The 19,621-nt window shown below is 53.4% G+C and carries 15 protein-coding genes and 1 other annotated feature; of the genes, 6 read left to right on the forward strand and 9 right to left on the reverse strand.

The window, feature by feature from the left end; translation table 11 throughout:
* Positions 1–116 precede the first annotated feature (116 nt).
* From copA to ybaK, 3 genes are all read left to right on the forward strand, one after another.
* On the forward strand, positions 117–2,621 hold the full coding sequence (copA, locus tag ACJHWR_RS18260) for a copper-exporting P-type ATPase CopA (protein ID WP_000083989.1): 2,505 nt from the start codon (positions 117–119) through the stop codon (positions 2,619–2,621).
* 303 nt (positions 2,622–2,924) lie between these two features.
* Positions 2,925–3,719 (forward strand): TraB/GumN family protein, encoded by a 795-nt coding sequence (locus ACJHWR_RS18265; protein WP_000365157.1) that lies wholly within the window; start codon positions 2,925–2,927, stop codon positions 3,717–3,719.
* Positions 3,720–3,922: 203 nt separating this feature from the next.
* Entirely contained in the window at positions 3,923–4,402 is a 480-nt protein-coding gene (gene ybaK / locus ACJHWR_RS18270) for a Cys-tRNA(Pro)/Cys-tRNA(Cys) deacylase YbaK (protein ID WP_000186631.1), read from the forward strand.
* 36 nt (positions 4,403–4,438) lie between these two features.
* On the opposite strand, the gene ushA is transcribed toward ybaK, so the two are convergent.
* Positions 4,439–6,091: a bifunctional UDP-sugar hydrolase/5'-nucleotidase gene (gene ushA, locus ACJHWR_RS18275; RefSeq protein WP_000771727.1), complete on the reverse strand. Its 1,653-nt coding sequence runs from the start codon at positions 6,089–6,091 to the stop codon at positions 4,439–4,441.
* Between the two features lie 217 nt (positions 6,092–6,308).
* Here ushA and fsr point away from each other — a divergent pair, with 217 nt between their 5' ends.
* Entirely contained in the window at positions 6,309–7,529 is a 1,221-nt protein-coding gene (gene fsr / locus ACJHWR_RS18280; protein ID WP_001251634.1) for a fosmidomycin MFS transporter, read from the forward strand.
* Positions 7,530–7,766: 237 nt separating this feature from the next.
* Entirely contained in the window at positions 7,767–9,443 is a 1,677-nt protein-coding gene (ybaL, locus tag ACJHWR_RS18285) for a YbaL family putative K(+) efflux transporter (protein WP_000546225.1), read from the forward strand.
* Positions 9,444–9,572: 129 nt separating this feature from the next.
* Here the strand turns inward: ybaL and gsk are convergent, their stop codons facing one another.
* Positions 9,573–10,877, reverse strand: coding sequence for an inosine/guanosine kinase (gene gsk, locus ACJHWR_RS18290; RefSeq protein ID WP_000671574.1), 1,305 nt, complete (start codon positions 10,875–10,877; stop codon positions 9,573–9,575).
* Between the two features lie 151 nt (positions 10,878–11,028).
* On the opposite strand from gsk, the gene aes reads away from it, so the two are divergent.
* The gene (aes, locus tag ACJHWR_RS18295) at positions 11,029–11,988 is read left to right on the forward strand and encodes an acetyl esterase (RefSeq protein ID WP_000801813.1); all 960 of its coding nucleotides are present in this window, start codon (positions 11,029–11,031) and stop codon (positions 11,986–11,988) included.
* On the opposite strand, the gene hemH is transcribed toward aes, so the two are convergent.
* From hemH to apt, 7 genes are all read right to left on the reverse strand, one after another.
* Positions 11,985–12,947: a ferrochelatase gene (hemH, locus tag ACJHWR_RS18300; protein ID WP_001250112.1), complete on the reverse strand. Its 963-nt coding sequence runs from the start codon at positions 12,945–12,947 to the stop codon at positions 11,985–11,987. The genes aes and hemH overlap by 4 nt on opposite strands.
* A gap of 131 nt (positions 12,948–13,078) precedes the next feature.
* The gene (gene adk, locus ACJHWR_RS18305; protein ID WP_001220233.1) at positions 13,079–13,723 is read right to left on the reverse strand and encodes an adenylate kinase; all 645 of its coding nucleotides are present in this window, start codon (positions 13,721–13,723) and stop codon (positions 13,079–13,081) included.
* A 180-nt stretch (positions 13,724–13,903) separates the two neighbouring features.
* Entirely contained in the window at positions 13,904–15,778 is a 1,875-nt protein-coding gene (htpG, locus tag ACJHWR_RS18310; RefSeq protein ID WP_000678201.1) for a molecular chaperone HtpG, read from the reverse strand.
* A 109-nt stretch (positions 15,779–15,887) separates the two neighbouring features.
* Positions 15,888–16,493: a recombination mediator RecR gene (recR, locus tag ACJHWR_RS18315; protein ID WP_001195025.1), complete on the reverse strand. Its 606-nt coding sequence runs from the start codon at positions 16,491–16,493 to the stop codon at positions 15,888–15,890.
* Positions 16,493–16,822 carry a YbaB/EbfC family nucleoid-associated protein gene (locus ACJHWR_RS18320; RefSeq protein WP_000467098.1) on the reverse strand — a complete coding sequence of 110 codons (330 nt, stop codon included), beginning with the start codon at positions 16,820–16,822 and terminating at the stop codon, positions 16,493–16,495. Before ACJHWR_RS18320 ends, recR begins: the two co-directional genes overlap by 1 nt.
* Before the next feature lie 52 nt (positions 16,823–16,874).
* Complete coding sequence (dnaX, locus tag ACJHWR_RS18325; RefSeq protein WP_000122015.1) at positions 16,875–18,806, reverse strand: DNA polymerase III subunit gamma/tau; 1,932 nt, start codon at positions 18,804–18,806, stop codon at positions 16,875–16,877.
* Positions 17,478–17,542 (reverse strand) — a sequence feature (DnaX frameshifting element). (Overlaps the previous gene by 65 nt.)
* A gap of 128 nt (positions 18,807–18,934) precedes the next feature.
* Positions 18,935–19,486, reverse strand: coding sequence for an adenine phosphoribosyltransferase (apt, locus tag ACJHWR_RS18330; RefSeq protein WP_000127356.1), 552 nt, complete (start codon positions 19,484–19,486; stop codon positions 18,935–18,937).
* Positions 19,487–19,621: the final 135 nt, after the last annotated feature.

A 19,621-nucleotide genomic window follows, 5' to 3' on the forward strand; every position in this document is an offset into this window, starting at 1 on the left:
TTTTTTAATCTTTACGGACTTTTACCCGCCTGGTTTATTAATTTCTTGACCTTCCCCTTGCTGGAAGGTTTAACCTTTATCACAGCCAGTCAAAACTGTCTTAAAAGGAGTGTTTTATGTCACAAACTATCGACCTGACCCTGGACGGCCTGTCCTGCGGTCACTGCGTTAAACGCGTGAAAGAAAGTCTCGAACAGCGCCCGGATGTTGAGCAGGCGGATGTGTCTGTCACTGAAGCGCACGTTACCGGGACTGCCAGTGCAGAACAGCTGATCGAAACCATCAAACAAGCGGGTTATGACGCATCTGTAAGCCACCCAAAGGCTAAACCGCTGGCGGAGTCATCAATCCCGTCGGAAGCACTGACAGCGGTTTCTGAGGCGCTTCCGGCAGCGACCGCCGATGACGATGACAGCCAGCAGTTGCTGCTGAGCGGCATGAGCTGCGCCAGCTGTGTCACCCGCGTACAAAATGCGCTGCAAAGCGTACCGGGCGTCACTCAGGCACGGGTAAACCTGGCGGAGCGTACTGCGCTGGTGATGGGCAGTGCCTCCCCACAAGATTTAGTGCAGGCGGTGGAAAAAGCGGGCTACGGTGCGGAAGCGATTGAAGATGACGCGAAACGCCGTGAGCGCCAGCAAGAAACCGCCGTCGCTACGATGAAGCGCTTCCGCTGGCAGGCGATTGTCGCACTGGCGGTGGGTATCCCGGTGATGGTCTGGGGGATGATCGGCGATAACATGATGGTCACCGCCGACAACCGCAGCCTGTGGTTGGTTATCGGCCTGATAACCCTGGCGGTAATGTTTTTCGCCGGCGGGCATTTTTACCGCAGCGCATGGAAAAGCCTGCTGAACGGTGCAGCGACGATGGATACGCTGGTGGCGCTGGGTACTGGCGTGGCGTGGCTCTATTCGATGAGCGTCAACCTGTGGCCGCAGTGGTTCCCGATGGAAGCGCGACATCTTTACTATGAAGCCAGTGCGATGATTATCGGTCTGATCAATCTCGGCCATATGCTGGAAGCGCGCGCACGTCAGCGTTCTTCTAAGGCGCTGGAGAAATTACTCGATTTAACCCCACCGACGGCGCGCCTGGTCACCGACGAAGGTGAAAAAAACGTGCCGCTGGCAGATGTTCAGCCAGGTATGTTACTGCGCCTGACGACCGGCGACCGTGTGCCGGTAGATGGTGAGATTACTCAAGGCGAAGCGTGGCTGGATGAAGCGATGCTGACGGGCGAACCTATCCCGCAGCAAAAAGGCGAAGGCGATAGCGTCCATGCCGGGACAGTGGTACAGGACGGCAGTGTGCTGTTTCGTGCCAGTGCGGTCGGCAGCCATACTACGCTGTCACGGATCATTCGCATGGTGCGCCAGGCCCAGAGCAGCAAGCCTGAAATCGGCCAACTGGCGGATAAAATCTCAGCCGTATTTGTGCCGGTAGTAGTGGTTATTGCGCTTGTCAGTGCGGCAATCTGGTATTTCTTTGGTCCGGCACCGCAGATTGTCTATACCCTGGTGATTGCCACCACGGTGCTGATTATTGCCTGTCCGTGTGCGCTGGGACTGGCGACGCCGATGTCGATTATTTCGGGCGTCGGGCGGGCGGCTGAGTTTGGCGTGCTGGTACGGGACGCCGACGCGCTGCAACGCGCCAGTACGCTCGATACCGTAGTGTTCGATAAAACCGGGACGCTGACCGAAGGTAAACCGCAGGTTGTCGCAGTGAAAACGTTTGCTGATGTTGATGAAGCGCAGGCATTGCGTCTGGCGGCGGCACTGGAGCAAGGTTCCAGCCATCCGCTGGCACGAGCGATCCTCGATAAAGCAGGCGATATGCAGCTGCCGCAGGTCAACGGTTTCCGCACATTGCGCGGGCTGGGCGTGAGCGGTGAAGCTGAAGGTCATGCGTTATTGCTGGGCAATCAGGCGCTGTTAAATGAGCAACAGGTTGATACCAAAGCTATCGAAGCGGAGATTACTGCTCAGGCATCGCAAGGGGCAACGCCTGTGCTGCTGGCGGTTGACGGGAAAGCGGTAGCCCTGCTGGCTGTACGCGATCCATTGCGTAGTGATAGCGTGGCGGCGCTGCAACGCCTGCATAAAGCGGGATATCGTCTGGTGATGTTGACCGGGGATAACCCAACCACCGCCAATGCGATCGCCAAAGAAGCCGGGATTGATGAGGTGATCGCCGGGGTGCTGCCGGACGGTAAAGCCGAAGCGATTAAACGCCTGCAAAGTGAAGGACGTCAGGTGGCAATGGTGGGCGACGGCATTAACGACGCGCCAGCGCTGGCTCAGGCGGATGTCGGTATTGCGATGGGTGGCGGCAGTGATGTTGCCATTGAAACCGCGGCGATTACCCTGATGCGCCATAGCCTGATGGGTGTTGCGGATGCGCTCGCGATTTCCCGCGCAACGCTGCGCAATATGAAGCAGAACCTGCTCGGTGCGTTTATCTACAACAGCATTGGTATTCCGGTCGCCGCCGGTATTTTGTGGCCGTTCACCGGTACGCTGCTTAACCCGGTGGTTGCCGGAGCGGCAATGGCGCTCTCGTCGATTACCGTAGTGAGTAACGCCAACCGGTTGCTGCGGTTTAAACCGAAGGAATAAGTATGTCATTGCGGATGCGCTGCTTTAGGGTGGCGCATCTGGCATCGACGCATGCCTGCCGGATGCGGCATAAACGCCTTATCCGGCCTACGATTCAGGCACAGGGTTGTAGGCCTGATAAGACGCGTAAGCGTCGCATCAGGCAATGGTGCTCGGATGCCGGATGCCGGATGCGGCGATGTTTTGGCATTACGCGACCTTTTTGCACGTTTTCCCCGGCGTGCCAAATATTTAATCCGTCCCAACTCCATTTGCGCCATCCCTCACCGCGCGCTAGCATGATATTTCACAAAGGGAGGTCGTATGGATCTGTTGTACCGGGTAAAAACGCTTTGGGCCGCGCTGCGCGGTAATCATTACACCTGGCCTGCTATCGATATCTCTCTTCCCGGCAATCGCCATTTTCATCTGATCGGCAGTATTCATATGGGTAGCCACGATATGGCTCCCCTGCCCACCCGTTTGCTCAAAAAGCTCAAAAACGCCGATGCGCTGATCGTCGAGGCGGATGTTTCCACCAGCGATACGCCTTTTGCTAATTTGCCTGCCTGCGAGGCGCTGGAAGAGCGCATTAGCGAGGAGCAACTCCAAAACCTGCAGCACATTAGCCAGGAGATGGGCATTTCTACCTCACTCTTTTCTACCCAACCGCTGTGGCAAATCGCGATGGTTCTTCAGGCGACGCAGGCACAAAAACTGGGGCTCCGGGCAGAATATGGTATCGATTACCAGCTATTGCAGGCGGCGAAGCAACAACATAAACCCGTGATTGAACTGGAAGGGGCAGAAAACCAGATTGCCATGTTGCTCCAGCTCCCTGACAAAGGACTGGCACTGCTGGACGATACGCTGACCCACTGGCACACCAATGCACGGTTGCTGCAACAAATGATGAGCTGGTGGCTGAATGCACCGCCGCAAAATAATGAAATAACGCTGCCCAATACGTTCAGTCAGTCGCTGTACGATGTGCTGATGCATCAGCGAAATCTCGCCTGGCGGGATAAATTACGCGCCATGCCGCCGGGGCGATATGTGGTCGCGGTCGGTGCACTACACCTGTATGGAGAAGGGAATTTGCCGCAAATGTTGCGCTAAAAAAATGGCCAATATCGCTATTGGCCCGTCAAAGAGGAATTTCATTTTTTTATTATTATGCCGTCACTTTAAGCGACGGTGTAACTCGATTGTCGCTCAATCTCACCATCCTGCCAATACTCTTAGGCAAGATGACTCTTTTTTTTGGACCGCCATCAGGCGTATGCTTGCTTCGTTTTTTTGTTTAAGGCAGGAAAATTACCATGACACCCGCAGTTAAATTACTCGAAAAAAACAAGATTTCGTTTCAAATCCATACCTACGAGCACGATCCGGCTGAAACCAATTTTGGCGATGAAGTCGTCAAAAAATTAGGTTTGAATCCGGATCAGGTCTACAAAACACTGCTGGTCGCAGTGAACGGTGATATGAAACACCTTGCCGTGGCCGTTACGCCGGTCGCAGGTCAACTGGATCTTAAAAAAGTAGCAAAAGCGCTGGGTGCCAAGAAAGTTGAGATGGCCGATCCGATGGTTGCGCAGCGTTCGACGGGATATCTGGTTGGGGGGATTAGCCCACTGGGGCAGAAAAAACGTCTGCCAACGATTATCGACGCCCCCGCACAAGAATTTGCCACTATTTATGTTTCCGGCGGCAAGCGCGGGCTGGATATCGAACTGGCGGCAGGCGATCTGGCAAAGATCCTCGATGCCAAATTTGCTGATATCGCCCGCCGCGATTAAGCATTGTGCCGGATGCAAATATCCGGCACTTTCGGATTACTGCCAGCTCACCTCACCTTTCGGTTCATAAACACTCACATCCAGCGGCGAGCTTTTCTGGATATACGCTTTAAGCACTTCGGCATCAATAAAGCCGGTATTCACATAGCCCGGTTTGTTATCAAGGCGCGGATAGCCATCACCGCCGGTGGCATTGAAGTTTAATGTCGCCATACGATAAGTTTTCGCCGGATCGACCGGTTCGCCTTTGATTTTAAGGTCGTCCAGTTTGCCGCCTTTCGCCACAAAGCTAACGTTAGCAAATTGCGGGTAGGCACCTGAATCTGGCTTCATCTGCGCGACGGCGGTCAGGTAATCAATCACCTCTTTCCCGGTCATGTCGGCATACACCACCACATTGCCGAATGGCTGCACTTTCAGCACGTTTTTATAGCTGATATCGCCTGCTTCGATAGAATCACGAATTCCGCCTCCACTCATCACCGCAAAGTCAGCACCAGTGCGATCCATTTGGGCTGCCAGAATTAACCGCCCCATATTGGTCTGTACAAAACGCACTTTGTCACGATCGCCTTCCAGACGACCATTGGTTTCGCCTATTTTCACTTCCAGCTGCGCTTTGCCTTTGTTCTGGAACGGCGATAACAGCGAGATCATTTGCTGGTTTTCAGCGATTTCAGGAGTGTAAAGCACGCGCTCGCTTTTCCCGTCTTCCCAGGTCACTTTCTTCTTCAGGTTCACCGGAATCAGCTGGTAGTTAACCATTTTCATTTCGCCATTACGAAACTCAAAATCAGCCCGTCCCACGTATTTGCCCCACTCATGCGCCTGCACAATCCAGATGCCGTTTTGTTGATCCGGTTTGCATGGCGTACCTGGCACGTAATCGACCTGTTTTTTGTTTTCTGCCGCCATGCAGACCGGATCTTGCGAGTGACCACCAACGATCATCGCCAGCGATCCGGCAGGCAGCGCGCGCGCCATCTCCACATCGCCCGGTGCGTTAGAGCCGTGCTCACCATTGTCGTAATGCCCCATATGGGTCGCCGCGATAATAATGTCTGGCTTTTCTGTCTGTTGCAGCTCCTGAATCACCAGCTTCGCTTCATCGGCGGGCTTACGGAACTCAATATCGGTGAAGTTTTCTGGGTTGCCTAACTTCGCTGTATCATCCGTCGTCAGGCCAATAACGGCAATTTTCAGATCCTGACGCTTAAACAGCGCCCATGGTTTAAACAGGCGCTCGCCGGTACTTTTCTGGTAGATATTGGCAGAAAGTAACGGGAACTTTGCCCACTTTTCCTGCTGGCGTAATACGGTGAGCGGGTTATCAAATTCATGATTACCGATTGCCATCGCATCGTAGCCCACCAGATTCATGCCGCGAAAATCAGGTTCGGCATCCTGTAAGTCAGACTCGGGCACGCCAGTGTTAATGTCACCACCGGAAAGTAGCAGCACGCTACCGCCTTCAGCCGCAACCTCTTTGCGGATACCATCTACCAGCGTTTTTTGCGCCGCCAGACCATATTCGCCATATTCATTGCGCCAAAAATGCCCATGATGATCATTGGTATGCAGAACTGTAATTTTGTAGGTTTTATCCTGCTCATACGCCAGAGCAGCTTCACTCGCCAGTGTAAATGTGGTTAACAGTGCTAACGCCACGCCCCGCTGCAATAATTTCATACTTCTCTCCCTGACCTGATTTCAACGTGTTGAAAAATAGTATGACGCGACATCATAGACAAGTCTGCGTCCGGTGAAGATAAATCTGCATCCAGATTAGAAATTCTGTATTCAGCGTTGAGACTTCCTTCAGGCGACGCATACAGGTATGTTAGTCGGGTAATAATCACAAATAAGATCATTCTTTACATCGCAACCCTGAAAAAGTGACTTTCCTATGGCAATGAGTGAACAAACCCAGCCTGTGGCGGGCGCGGCTGCGTCAACGACCAAGGCCCGAACATCGTTTGGTATTTTAGGTGCTATCAGCCTCTCACATCTGCTGAACGACATGATCCAATCGCTGATTCTGGCGATTTATCCGCTGCTTCAGTCAGAGTTTTCTCTGACATTTATGCAGATTGGCATGATAACCCTCACCTTCCAGCTCGCCTCTTCGCTACTGCAACCGGTGGTCGGTTACTGGACCGATAAATATCCGATGCCGTGGTCGTTGCCAATTGGCATGTGCTTTACCTTAAGTGGTCTGGTGCTGCTTGCGCTGGCGGGCAGTTTTGGCGCAGTTCTGCTGGCGGCGGCGCTGGTCGGTACCGGTTCATCGGTCTTTCATCCGGAATCTTCTCGCGTGGCCCGTATGGCTTCCGGCGGGCGGCATGGCCTGGCGCAATCTATCTTTCAGGTCGGCGGCAACTTTGGCAGTTCCCTGGGCCCCTTGCTGGCGGCGGTGATTATCGCGCCTTATGGTAAAGGCAACGTTGCCTGGTTTGTGCTTGCGGCACTGCTGGCGATCGTGGTGTTGGCGCAAATCAGCCGTTGGTACTCGGCACAGCACCGAATGAATAAAGGAAAACCCAAAGCGACGATTATCAATCCACTGCCGCGTAACAAAGTGGTACTGGCGGTCAGCATTCTGTTAATCCTCATTTTCTCGAAATATTTCTATATGGCGAGCATCAGCAGCTATTACACCTTTTATCTGATGCAAAAATTCGGATTATCTATCCAGAATGCTCAGCTTCATCTGTTTGCCTTCCTGTTTGCCGTTGCGGCAGGTACGGTGATCGGCGGGCCTGTAGGGGATAAAATTGGGCGGAAATATGTGATTTGGGGCTCTATCCTCGGCGTTGCGCCGTTTACGCTGATTTTACCCTACGCCAGCCTGCACTGGACGGGGGTTTTAACGGTGATTATTGGATTTATCCTCGCTTCGGCATTCTCTGCCATTCTGGTCTACGCTCAGGAGCTGCTTCCGGGACGTATCGGTATGGTTTCTGGACTCTTTTTCGGTTTTGCTTTTGGCATGGGAGGTCTGGGAGCGGCAGTTCTGGGGCTTATCGCCGATCACACCAGCATCGAGTTAGTCTATAAAATCTGTGCTTTCCTGCCACTATTGGGGATGTTGACCATATTCCTGCCTGATAACCGGCATAAAGACTGATTTCATTGCAGCCAAAGGCAAACTTTGGCTGCATCGTTTTACAGTCGCCATAAGCCTTTCCTCTGTTAAACCGCCTTCAGTTTTCCGATCCGTGCTTTTTTTGCAGCTAATTCCATTTTTCTGCAAAATTCAACAATTATTCATAAACATCATCAATGAAATTGTCATAAACTATTACCTGTAATTTTGGTTTTCCCGGCCAAAAATGGACAATAACCACCAGGAAAAGGAGACGGAATGCATCACGCCACCCCGCTTATCACCACCATTGTTGGCGGCCTTGTGCTCGCCTTTATCCTCGGCATGCTGGCCAATAAACTACGTATTTCTCCTCTGGTGGGATATCTGTTAGCGGGTGTGCTGGCAGGACCATTCACTCCGGGCTTTGTTGCCGATACCAAGCTTGCGCCGGAACTGGCTGAACTGGGCGTCATTCTGTTGATGTTTGGCGTGGGTCTGCACTTTTCGCTGAAGGATTTGATGGCGGTAAAGGCCATCGCCATTCCCGGTGCGATCGCCCAGATAGCCGTGGCGACGCTGCTGGGTATGGCGCTCTCCGCCGTGCTGGGCTGGTCGTTAATGACCGGTATCGTGTTCGGCTTATGCCTTTCCACCGCCAGTACCGTGGTGTTACTGCGCGCACTTGAAGAACGGCAATTAATAGACAGTCAGCGTGGGCAAATCGCCATCGGTTGGTTGATTGTGGAAGACCTGGTAATGGTTCTGACGCTGGTGTTGCTGCCCGCAGTGGCAGGAATGATGGAACAAGGCGATGTGGGCTTTGCCACTCTTGCTGTCGATATGGGGATCACCATCGGCAAGGTGATCGCATTTATCGCCATTATGATGCTGGTAGGTCGCCGTCTGGTGCCGTGGATTATGGCACGTAGCGCAGCAACCGGTTCCCGTGAGCTGTTTACCCTGTCGGTGCTGGCGCTGGCGTTAGGGATTGCCTTTGGTGCGGTGGAGCTGTTTGATGTCTCCTTTGCACTCGGTGCGTTCTTTGCCGGGATGGTACTGAACGAGTCTGAACTGAGTCACCGTGCCGCCCACGATACGCTGCCATTGCGCGACGCGTTTGCGGTGCTGTTTTTTGTCTCCGTCGGGATGTTGTTTGATCCGTTAATTCTGATTCAGCAACCGCTGGCAGTGCTGGCGACGCTGGCGATTATTCTGTTTGGTAAGTCGTTAGCCGCGTTTTTCCTGGTGCGACTGTTTGGTCACTCCCAACGTACGGCATTAACTATCGCCGCCAGCCTGGCGCAAATTGGTGAGTTCGCGTTTATCCTGGCGGGACTGGGCATGGCGCTGGATCTGTTGCCGCAAGCCGGGCAGAACCTGGTACTGGCAGGGGCGATTTTGTCGATTATGCTCAACCCGGTCCTGTTTGCGCTGCTGGAGAAATATCTGGCGAAGACCGAAACGCTGGAAGAGCAGACGCTGGAAGAGGCTATCGAAGAAGAGAAGCAGATCCCAGTGGATATTTGCAACCATGCGCTACTGGTAGGTTACGGTCGTGTAGGCAGCCTGCTGGGGGAGAAATTGCTCGCCTCTGATATTCCGCTGGTGGTGATTGAGACGTCACGAACCCGTGTTGATGAACTGCGAGAGCGCGGGGTCCGCGCAGTATTGGGCAATGCGGCGAACGAAGAAATTATGCAACTGGCGCATCTGGAATGTGCAAAATGGCTGATCCTGACGATTCCCAACGGTTATGAAGCGGGCGAGATTGTGGCATCTGCCCGCGCGAAAAATCCGGATATTGAGATTATCGCCCGCGCCCATTATGACGATGAAGTGGCGTATATCACGGAACGTGGTGCGAATCAGGTAGTGATGGGTGAGCGTGAAATTGCTCGTACTATGCTGGAACTGCTGGAAACACCACCGGCGGGTAAAGTGGTGACGGGGTAAACGGTGGTTGCCGGATAATAGGCGCGGATATGTAGGCCTGATAAGACGCGCCAGCGTCGCATCAGGCATTGAGAGCAAAATGCCAGATGCGGCGTGAACGCCTTATCTGGCCTACGAACCGACGATAACTTAACGATCCCAGTAAGACTCTTCCAGGCTGTCTTCACGCTCCGGCAAGCCGCGCGTTAAACGAGGTGAATGCTGGTTCAGTACCTGATAGCTCACACGGTTAGCATATTTACACACCTGCGCTAACGATGAATAAGTTAACCAGGTGAATTTATGTTTGCTGGAGTTTGGTACGTTGCTACGGTGGTAGCTGTTGGCGGTAATGTCATGCAGCAACGCTGCCAGTGCGCCATCTCCTGCTCCGTTGGTATTCATGATTTTTTCCGGCCCGCCCATGTACGGCGCAATGTGCGAATAGACACGCAGCGGATTCTGGCAATCCTTGTGGCGCATGGCGCGGCTAAACTCATACTGGTTAAATTCCGCTATAGCACCCGGCAGCAGCGGATGCTGGGTTTTACGTTTCGCTTCGTCTTCGGTAAAGCCCGCCATATACAAGCCGATTGGCCCGGCGGTGCACAGCACCAGATCAACCCAGTCCAGCGCCTTGTCAGATGCCAACAACGGATCGCTTTCTCCGGTCAACGCTTCGGCTTCATCTTCGTTCATCGCAAGGATAGAGACGTGGTCTTTGAGGAATTGCTGCCACCACTGCGGATTCTCGGCAATGACAAACTTGGTGCCCAGCGTCAGCACCACCGGTACGTTATATTTCTTCGCGTACTCAATGGCTTTCATAGTTGCTTCCGGCATGGGTTCACCCGGCTTGCAACGCACCAGATAAGAGGTGAGAACCAGAGCCGAGGCTCCGGCAATCACATCTTCCGGAATACTTTCAGCCCGCAGCTGGTTCATGTGGCCGGGGCTGATAGCAAAGGTACGTTCCCCGGACTCGCCAATCAGCGTAAAGCAACGACCAATCGGGCCATCCACGCCTTGTAGATAGTTAAGATCGGTACGGCTGGAGGTATTACACAGGTAACGATAGGCATAGCTGCCAATTTCAATATTGCTGCACATCACACCCAGCAGCACCGAACGGTCGTCCGCGAGCACCGAGTAGTTGTGCATGGTGTTGCCAATGGTGCCACCCGCAAACTGATGGGTAATCAGGTTTTTCTGTTTTAGTTCCTGATAAAGCGCTTCGGCTACGTCATCCTCAATCACCAGTGAATGCCCGGCGCTTAATCCATAACGCTCAATGAATTCATCATCCACTTTCGCTTCAATATCGACCAGCGTTTGATCGATACCCACTACCCAGGCAGCGCTGGTTTCGTTTTCTGGCTGGAATTGCTGAAGCAGCGGATCGCGTGCATTTACGGGGAAGTAATGTTTGGATTTACGTTTACCGGGAAATTTCATGGTTGTTTTTACGGGTGGTTAACTGAGCGGCGAATGTTAACACAATCTGACGGGAGCGCGCGAGATGCAGCCAGTTTCAATATCAGCAGGCGGGATCGCATTTTCATGGCAGTGGTTCCTTACAATGACGTAATTTGAAAGGAGTTTTTGCATGAAGCCGGAAAACAAATTACCCGTTCTGGACCTTATTTCTGCTGAAATGAAGACCGTTGTGAATACTCTTCAGCCGGATTTACCGCCCTGGCCCGCAACGGGAACGATTGCTGAGCAACGACAGTATTACACGCTTGAGCGCCGATTCTGGAATGCGGGCGCTCCAGAAATGGCAACCAGAGCTTACATGGTTCCAACAAAATATGGGCAGGTGGAAACACGTCTCTTTTGTCCGCAGCCAGATAGTCCGGCGACGCTATTTTATTTGCATGGCGGCGGTTTTATTCTCGGCAATCTCGATACCCACGATCGCATCATGCGCCTGCTGGCAAGCTACAGCCAATGTACGGTGATTGGCATTGATTACACCCTTTCACCTGAAGCGCGTTTTCCGCAAGCGATAGAGGAAATTGTGGCTGCCTGTTGTTATTTCCACCAGCAGGCGGAGGATTATCAAATCAATATGTCCCGCATTGGCTTTGCCGGTGATTCCGCAGGTGCCATGCTGGCGCTCGCCAGTGCGTTGTGGTTGCGTGATAAACAGATCGATTGCGGTAAAGTTGCGGGCGTTTTGCTGTGGTATGGGCTTTACGGATTACGGGATTCCGTGACTCGTCGTCTGTTGGGCGGTGTCTGGGATGGCTTAACGCAACAGGATTTACAGATGTATGAAGAGGCGTATTTAAGCAACGACGCGGACCGCGAGTCGCCGTATTACTGCCTGTTTAATAATGATCTCACTCGCGAAGTCCCGCCCTGTTTTATTGCCGGGGCGGAGTTCGATCCGCTGCTGGATGACAGCCGTCTGCTTTACCAGACGTTAGCGGCGCATCAGCAGCCCTGCGAGTTCAAACTCTACCCAGGCACGCTGCACGCCTTTTTGCATTATTCACGGATGATGAAAACCGCCGACGAGGCTCTTCGCGACGGCGCTCAGTTCTTTACCGCTCAGCTTTAGCGATACGCGGCAACAAGATTAGCCATCATTTCGATATGTTCTGGCGTGGCATTAAGCGCCGGAATATATTCATATTTTTTCCCGCCCGCACCGAGGAAGACCTCACGGTTTTGCTCGGCAATCTCTTCCAGCGTCTCCAGACAATCCGCAGCAAAGCCCGGGCACATCACCTGAATATGACCTACGCCTTTTTCTCCGAGCATTTTCAGCGTTTCGTCGGTATAAGGCATCAGCCAGGGTTCCCGCCCAAAGCGCGACTGAAAGGTCATCATCACTTTTTCCGGTGCCATCTCCAGTGCGGAAGCCAGTTCGCGAGTCGTTGTGCGGCAATGTTGCGGATAATCATCGCCTTCATCTGCATAACGCTGGGGAATGCCATGATAAGAGAGCAACAGCAGATCCGGTTCGCCATGTTTGGCAAAAGAAGCGCGTACGCTGTTCGCCAGTGCATTAATATAATCGTGGTTATCGGCGTAATCACGAATAAACGATATCCCCGGAATGCTACGTTTGCGCGCCAGAATTCGCGCCAGTTCATCCCATACCGCACCGACAGTTGAACAGGAGTATTGCGGATAAAGCGGCAGCACCACAATATGATCTACATGCTCTGCCAGAAGTTCATCTACGGCGCTTTCCAGTGATGGCGAGCCGTAGCTCATTCCCAGCGCTACGGGCGTCTCCGGTAAACGTTGTGCCAGCGCCTGCTGTTGCTGGCGGCTGTAAACCATCAGCGGCGAGCCACCTTCCATCCAGACAGAGGCATACAGCTTCGCCACACGCGGCGAGCGCAGCGGCAAAATCACGCCGCGCAGCAACGGCCACCATAACAACCGTGAGGTATCAACCACGCGTCTGTCGCTTAAAAATTGTTTCAGATAGCGTTTTACCGCTTCAGGTGTGGGGGCATCGGGCGTACCCAGGTTTGCCAGCAGGATACCGGTTTTAGTCTGACGCATTACCGCCTCTTATCGATTCAACTTGTTGATAATTGTAGCGGAAAAGTGAAGAAGAAGAACTAATTGCTGTGAGAGGTATTGCCTGAGGAGGATGAGCAGACCTGCCCGAAAGCAGATCTGCTGCGGCTTGATTAGCCGAGGATTTTTTCCAGATCAGCGCGAACTTCAGCAACCGGCTTGGTGCCGTCAACTTTCGCGTATTTGGTGTTACCTGCTTCCGCTTCTTTGGAGTAGTAGCCGATCAGCGGTGCAGTCATCTGATGGTATTCAACCAGACGTTTACGCACGGTTTCTTCCTGATCGTCTTTACGGGTAGTCAGTTCTTCACCGGTAACGTCGTCTTTGCCTTCTACTTTAGGCGGATTGAATTTAACGTGATAAACACGACCAGACGGCGCATGAACGCGGCGGCCTACAATACGATCAACAATCAGTTCGTCCGGTACGTCGAATTCCAGAACGTAATCAACATTGATGCCCGCTTCTTTCATCGCGTCTGCCTGCGGAATGGTACGCGGGAAGCCGTCCAACAGGAAACCATTACGGCAGTCTTCCTGAGCAATGCGCTCTTTAACCAGCGCGATCACCAGTTCGTCGGTGACCAGTTTGCCAGCATCCATAATGTCTTTTGCTTGTTTACCCAGCTCGGAGCCAGATTTGACCGCAGCACGCAGCATATCGCCAGTGGAGATTTGCGGAATACCATATTTCTCCATGATGAACTGAGCCTGAGTCCCTTTCCCCGCGCCCGGAGCGCCAAGCAGAATGATACGCATTGCGAAAATCCCCTTAAAATGTGTCGAATTTTTTGAAAAAGCGATAAACGATACCACCAACAAGCGATTGCCTCAAGAAAGGCACCTGGGGCTGAAACGGTTAATGGCGAGATAATTTGCGGAAAGTGCAGATGATGAAAAGAAAAATGCCGGATGACACAAAGGTCATCCGGCATGACATCAGGAAACCAGCAGCTGGTTCATACGACGAATAAACAGGTTCGGATCTTCCAGCGTGCCGCGTTCTGCCAGCAGCGCCTGATCCAGCAGCAGTTCTACCCACTCGCTGAACTTGGCTTCATCTTCAGTATCTGCCGCACGTTTCACCAGTACGTGATCCGGGTTCAGTTCGAAGATGTATTTCACTTCCGGCACTTTCTGGCCCGCTGCGGCAAACAGTTTCGCCATCTGGGTGCTCATTTCGTCCGCGTCGGTAGAGACAATCGCTGGCGTATCGGTCAGACGGTGAGTCAGACGGACATCTTTCACGCGCTCGCCGAGCAGGGCTTTCACACGGTCGATGAACGGAGTCAGTGCTTTCTCCGCTTCTTTCGCGCTCTCATCAACTTCGTCAGCCAGTTTTTCCAGCGACTCGTCAACTTTAGACACAGACTGGAACGGTTTACCGTCGAACTCAGTCAGATAGTTCATCATCCACTCATCGATGCGGTCGGAAAGCAGCAGAACTTCGATGCCTTTCTTACGCAGCAGTTCCAGGTGCGGGCTGCTCTTCGCTGCCGCATAGCTGTCTGCGGTGATGTAGTAGATTTTCTCCTGCCCTTCTTTCATGCGGGAAACGTAGTCTTCCAGAGATACGGTCTGCGCAGAAGAATCGGTATGGGTAGAAGCAAAACGCAGCAATTTGGCGATCGCTTCCTGGTTAGCGAAATCTTCCGCCGGACCTTCTTTCAGTACCAGGCCAAACTGTTGCCAGAAGGTCTGGTATTTTTCCGCGTCGTCTTTCGCCAGTTTTTCCAGCATTTGCAGCACACGCTTGGTCAGCGCATTGCGCAGGTTACGCGTTACCGTGCTGTCCTGGAGGATTTCACGGGAAACGTTCAGCGGCAGATCGCTGGAGTCAATCAGACCACGCACGAAGCGCAGATAGTTCGGCATGAACTGTTCTGCGTCGTCCATGATGAACACACGCTGGACGTACAGTTTCAGTCCGTGTTTATGATCGCGGTTCCACATATCCCACGGAGCCTGGGACGGAATGTACAGCAGGCTGGTGTACTCCTGCTTACCTTCAACGCGGTTGTGGCTCCAGGTCAGCGGATCGTTAAAGTCGTGGGCGATGTGTTTGTAGAACTCTTTGTACTCTTCATCGGTGATTTCCGACTTGTTACGAGTCCACAGCGCCTGCGCTTTGTTGATTTTCTCCCAGGAGATAACGGTTTCGCCGTCTTTCTCTTCGCGTTTTTCGATCTCTACCGGCAGCGCGATATGGTCGGAGTATTTGCTGATGATGGAACGCACGCGCCAGTCATCGAGGAACTCGTCTTCGCCTTCACGCAGATGCAGGGTGATTTCAGTACCACGATCTTCTTTGGTGATATCGGCAACGGTGTATTCACCTTCGCCAGCCGATTCCCAGAAGACGCCATTTTCTGGTTTTTCGCCTGCCGCGCGAGTACGCACGGTCACTTTGTCGGCCACGATAAACGCAGAGTAGAAACCAACACCAAACTGACCGATCAGCTGGCTGTCTTTCGCCTGGTCAGAACCCAGGGATTCGAGGAATGATTTGGTGCCGGATTTAGCGATAGTCCCCAGATGGTCAATCACTTCGTCGCGGGTCATCCCCACGCCGTTATCGGAGATGGTCAGCGTGCGCTTGTCTTTATCGAAAGAGACACGAACGCGCAGTTCGCCATCACCTTCGTACAGGTCCGGGTTAGAGAGCGCGCGGAAACGCAGCTTGTCCGCCGCATCGGAGGCGTTAGAGATAAGCTCACGCAGGAAGATTTCTTTATTGGAATAGAGAGAATGGATCATCAGGTGCAGAAGCTGTTTCACTTCTGACTGAAAACCACGAGTTTCTTGTCCTTTCATGTAGGTCTACCTCAATAATGCCATTTTAAGGTTAAAAACAGGATGAGGGAGAGATGGGGACAAGGGAGAATAATTTCAAGCGAGAGCAGGTGATCCTGCTCTCGTTTGCTTAAAAACGAATCTTATGACGCCCGGCAAGGGAGTGTGACAGCGTGGTGCCATCGACCATTTCCAGTTCGCCGCCAACCGGTACGCCATGAGCGATTCGGCTGGCTTCCACGTCATATTGCGCACAAAGCTCGGCAATGTAGTTAGCGGTAGCTTCACCTTCAACCGTGGGATTGGTGGCGAGGATCACTTCAGTGATTTTTTCCTCTGCCAGACGCTGTTCCAGACGATCAAGGCCGATATCATCCGGACCGATGCCGTCCAGCGGTGACAGATGCCCCATCAACACAAAATAACGACCTGAAAACTGCCCCGTCTGCTCAATGGCGTAAATGTCCGCCGGACTCTCCACCACGCAGATTTGACCGTTTTCCTGACGACGCGGATTCGAACAGATGTTACAGACTTCCTGTTCGGTGAAGGTGCGGCAATCGGCGCAGTGGCCGATTTCCGACATCGCCCGGGTGAGCGCCTGCGCCAGACGCATCCCGCCGCTACGATCGCGCTGAAGCAGCGTGAACGCCATACGCTGCGCCGACTTCGGGCCAACGCCCGGCAGACAGCGCAGTGCTTCCATAAGCTGTGTTAACAGCGGGCTGGTTTGCATCAGAACGGCATCTTAAAGCCAGGCGGCAGCTGCATTCCGGAGGATACAGAGGCCATTTTTTCTTTCTGCGTTTCTTCAATACGACGTGCTGCGTCGTTGAATGCTGCAGCCACCAGGTCCTCCAGCATCTCTTTGTCGTCTTCCAGCAGGCTCGGGTCGATCTCTACGCGACGGCAGTTGTGTGCACCGTTGATGGTCACTTTTACCAGACCTGCGCCAGATTCGCCGGTGACTTCCAGCTGCGCGATCTCTTCCTGCATTTTCTGCATTTTTTCTTGCATCTGCTGGGCTTGCTTCATCAGGTTACCCAGACCGCCTTTACCAAACATAGGTTTCTCTCTCAATCACGTTAAGGATGACGAACGTAAGCTGTGCTTACGATCAAATGGGGCGGATACTTTCTTCATCCAGCTCCGCATCGAAGAATCGACGCAGGGTCTGAATATTATTATCCGCAATAATGGACTCGCGCGCCTGCGCAAGTTTTTCTTCGTATATCGCCTGACGCCATTCCAGCGGCGTACGCACCGCGGGATTATCATCTTCAACGATAGTCAGTTCAACCGTTGAACCTTTTAACGTGCTCAACGCTTCAGCCAGTTTTTGCTGTGCGCCGCGGTTGTTCAAATGCCGCTGAGAGGAGCGCAAATGCAGACATACTGCGTTGTCGCTCTCCTCTTTCCAGGCATTTAACGCCACCTGTTCGACCAGTTTTGGTAGCGAAAGTTGACTCACCTGAGCCGCCCACGGGTCGCGCTCAATGGCTTCTGCCGCCAGCTTCGCCGCCAGTTCCGGCGTTTTTTCATGTTCCAGCGCTTTTTTCAGCGCCTTCGGCGTGGCGACCACTTCTTTTTGCTGCATCACTGGAGTGGTCGCCTTCCAGCGATACGCTTCTTTTTTGGCTGGCGCTTTTTCCAGCGCCGATGGCACCGGGCGCGCCTGAACGCGATCGGTGACCGAAGCCAGTCTTTCCAGCGCAGCGTTATTCACCGGCCGCGCGCGGGTAGCGGCTGCCGGTTCACTCTTTTTTGCTTTGGTTGCTCCCTGCACGCGCTGCAACTGCTGGCGCGCCGCCAGCACCTGGCTGGTGGTTTCCGGGAGCGGTACAGTCGGTGCCTGCTGCGGCGCTGATTGCGGTTGCGGCGGCACCTGGGTTGGCGTCATTACTGCCGTTGGCGCAACGGGCGCAAAGGACTGGCGTGGCACTTCTGGCTCAGGCAGAGGCATACGCGGATGGAACGCCAGCGCGCGCAGCAGCGTCATCTCAACGCCCATGCGGCGGTCCGGCGCATACGGTAATTCTTTGCGACCAATCAACAGCGTTTGATAGTAAAGCTGAATATCCGTCGGCGGTATGGTACGCGCCAGTTCACGCATCCGCAGCTCGATGGCGGCCATGTCGTTGCCAAGTGCAGCAGGCGAAAGTTGTACCATCGCAATACGATGCAACAAACCGAGCATTTCCACCAGCAACGCTTCCCACTCGATACCACGGGCAGCAGCTTCATTAATTAGCGCCATTACGCGCTCGCCGTTGGCCTCGACCATCGCTTCAACCAGCGACAACGCCTGATCGTCGTCAAGCGTACCCAGCATCGCACTGACGGCCTGGGTTGAAACCTGGCCGTCACCGCTGGCAATCGCCTGGTCGGTCAGACTTAAGGCATCTCGCAAGCTGCCTTCAGCGGCGCGCGCCAGTAATTGCAACGCCCGCGGCTCGTGAGCGATATGTTCTTCGTTGAGGATGTGCTCAAGCTGATGGCGAATTTGCTCGACATCCAGCGCCTTGAGATGGAATTGCAGACAGCGCGACAAAATCGTCACCGGCAATTTCTGCGGATCGGTCGTCGCCAGCAGAAACTTAACGTGCTCCGGCGGCTCTTCAAGGGTTTTTAACAGTGCGTTAAAGCTGTGGCGCGACAGCATATGCACTTCGTCGATGAGATAAACTTTGAAACGACCACGCGCCGGAGCGTACTGGACGTTATCCAGCAGGTCGCGAGTGTCTTCAACTTTAGTACGCGAGGCGGCGTCGATTTCAATCAGATCGACAAAGCGCCCCTGCTCGATTTCACGACAGTTATCGCACACGCCGCACGGCGTCGCGGTAATGCCGGTTTCGCAGTTTAGCCCCTTCGCCAGCAGTCGGGCGATAGAGGTTTTTCCGACGCCACGGGTACCGGAAAAAAGATAAGCATGATGAATACGCCCTAACGACAAGCCGTTCGCCAGTGCGGTCAGCACATGTTCCTGGCCGACGACGTCAGCAAAGGTTTGTGGGCGCCATTTTCGGGCTAAGACCTGATAACTCATTGGCAGGCTCTGAAACGCTGGAAGGTGGATTCACGAGGGGGTAATGCTAACACAGCCCCGTCAGAACGGCGAGGCTGAATGCACATCTTGTGCTGTCCGTAGCGTGGGCAGCACAAGACTGGCGATAATTAATGGCCCGGGAACGGGACAAGGCTGTAGCTGGTAATGCCCTGTTTTTCGAGACGCTGCTCGCCGCCGAGATCGAACAGGTTGATAATGAACGCAGCGTCAGCTACTTCACCACCCAGACGACGGATCAGTTTAACGGTCGCTTCGATAGTGCCGCCGGTTGCCAGCAGATCGTCCACCACCAGAACTTTGTCGCCCGGTTTGATGGCATCAACGTGGATTTCCAGCTGATCGGTGCCGTATTCCAGGTCGTAAGTTTCACTGATGGTTTCACGCGGCAGTTTGCCCGGTTTACGGACCGGTACAAAGCCAACGCCCAGACCCAGAGCTACCGGAGCGCCAAACAAGAAGCCACGCGCTTCGGTGCCGACAACTTTGGTAATGCCCGCATTTTTGTAACGCTCAACCAGCAAGTCGATGCTGAGAGCGTAAGCTTTCGGGTCTTCCAGTAAGCTGGTGACATCACGGAAAAGAATGCCGGGTTTTGGGTAGTCCTGAATGCTTTTGATGCTATTTTTGAGATACTCAAGCTGCTGTGCAGTCGCGGTCATAAGTGTATGCCTGCTTGTTACGGTGGTACTCACGGCGCGTTTTAAACGTATCAAAAGTAACAGTTGTTTAACCTTTGACCGCCTGCGCCTGTGCTCGAAAACGCCAGAATGTACTGGCTGTACGCAATAATTGCA

The sequence above is a fragment of the Escherichia sp. WS568 genome (assembly GCF_046486085.1).
GTDB lineage: Bacteria > Pseudomonadota > Gammaproteobacteria > Enterobacterales > Enterobacteriaceae > Escherichia > Escherichia coli.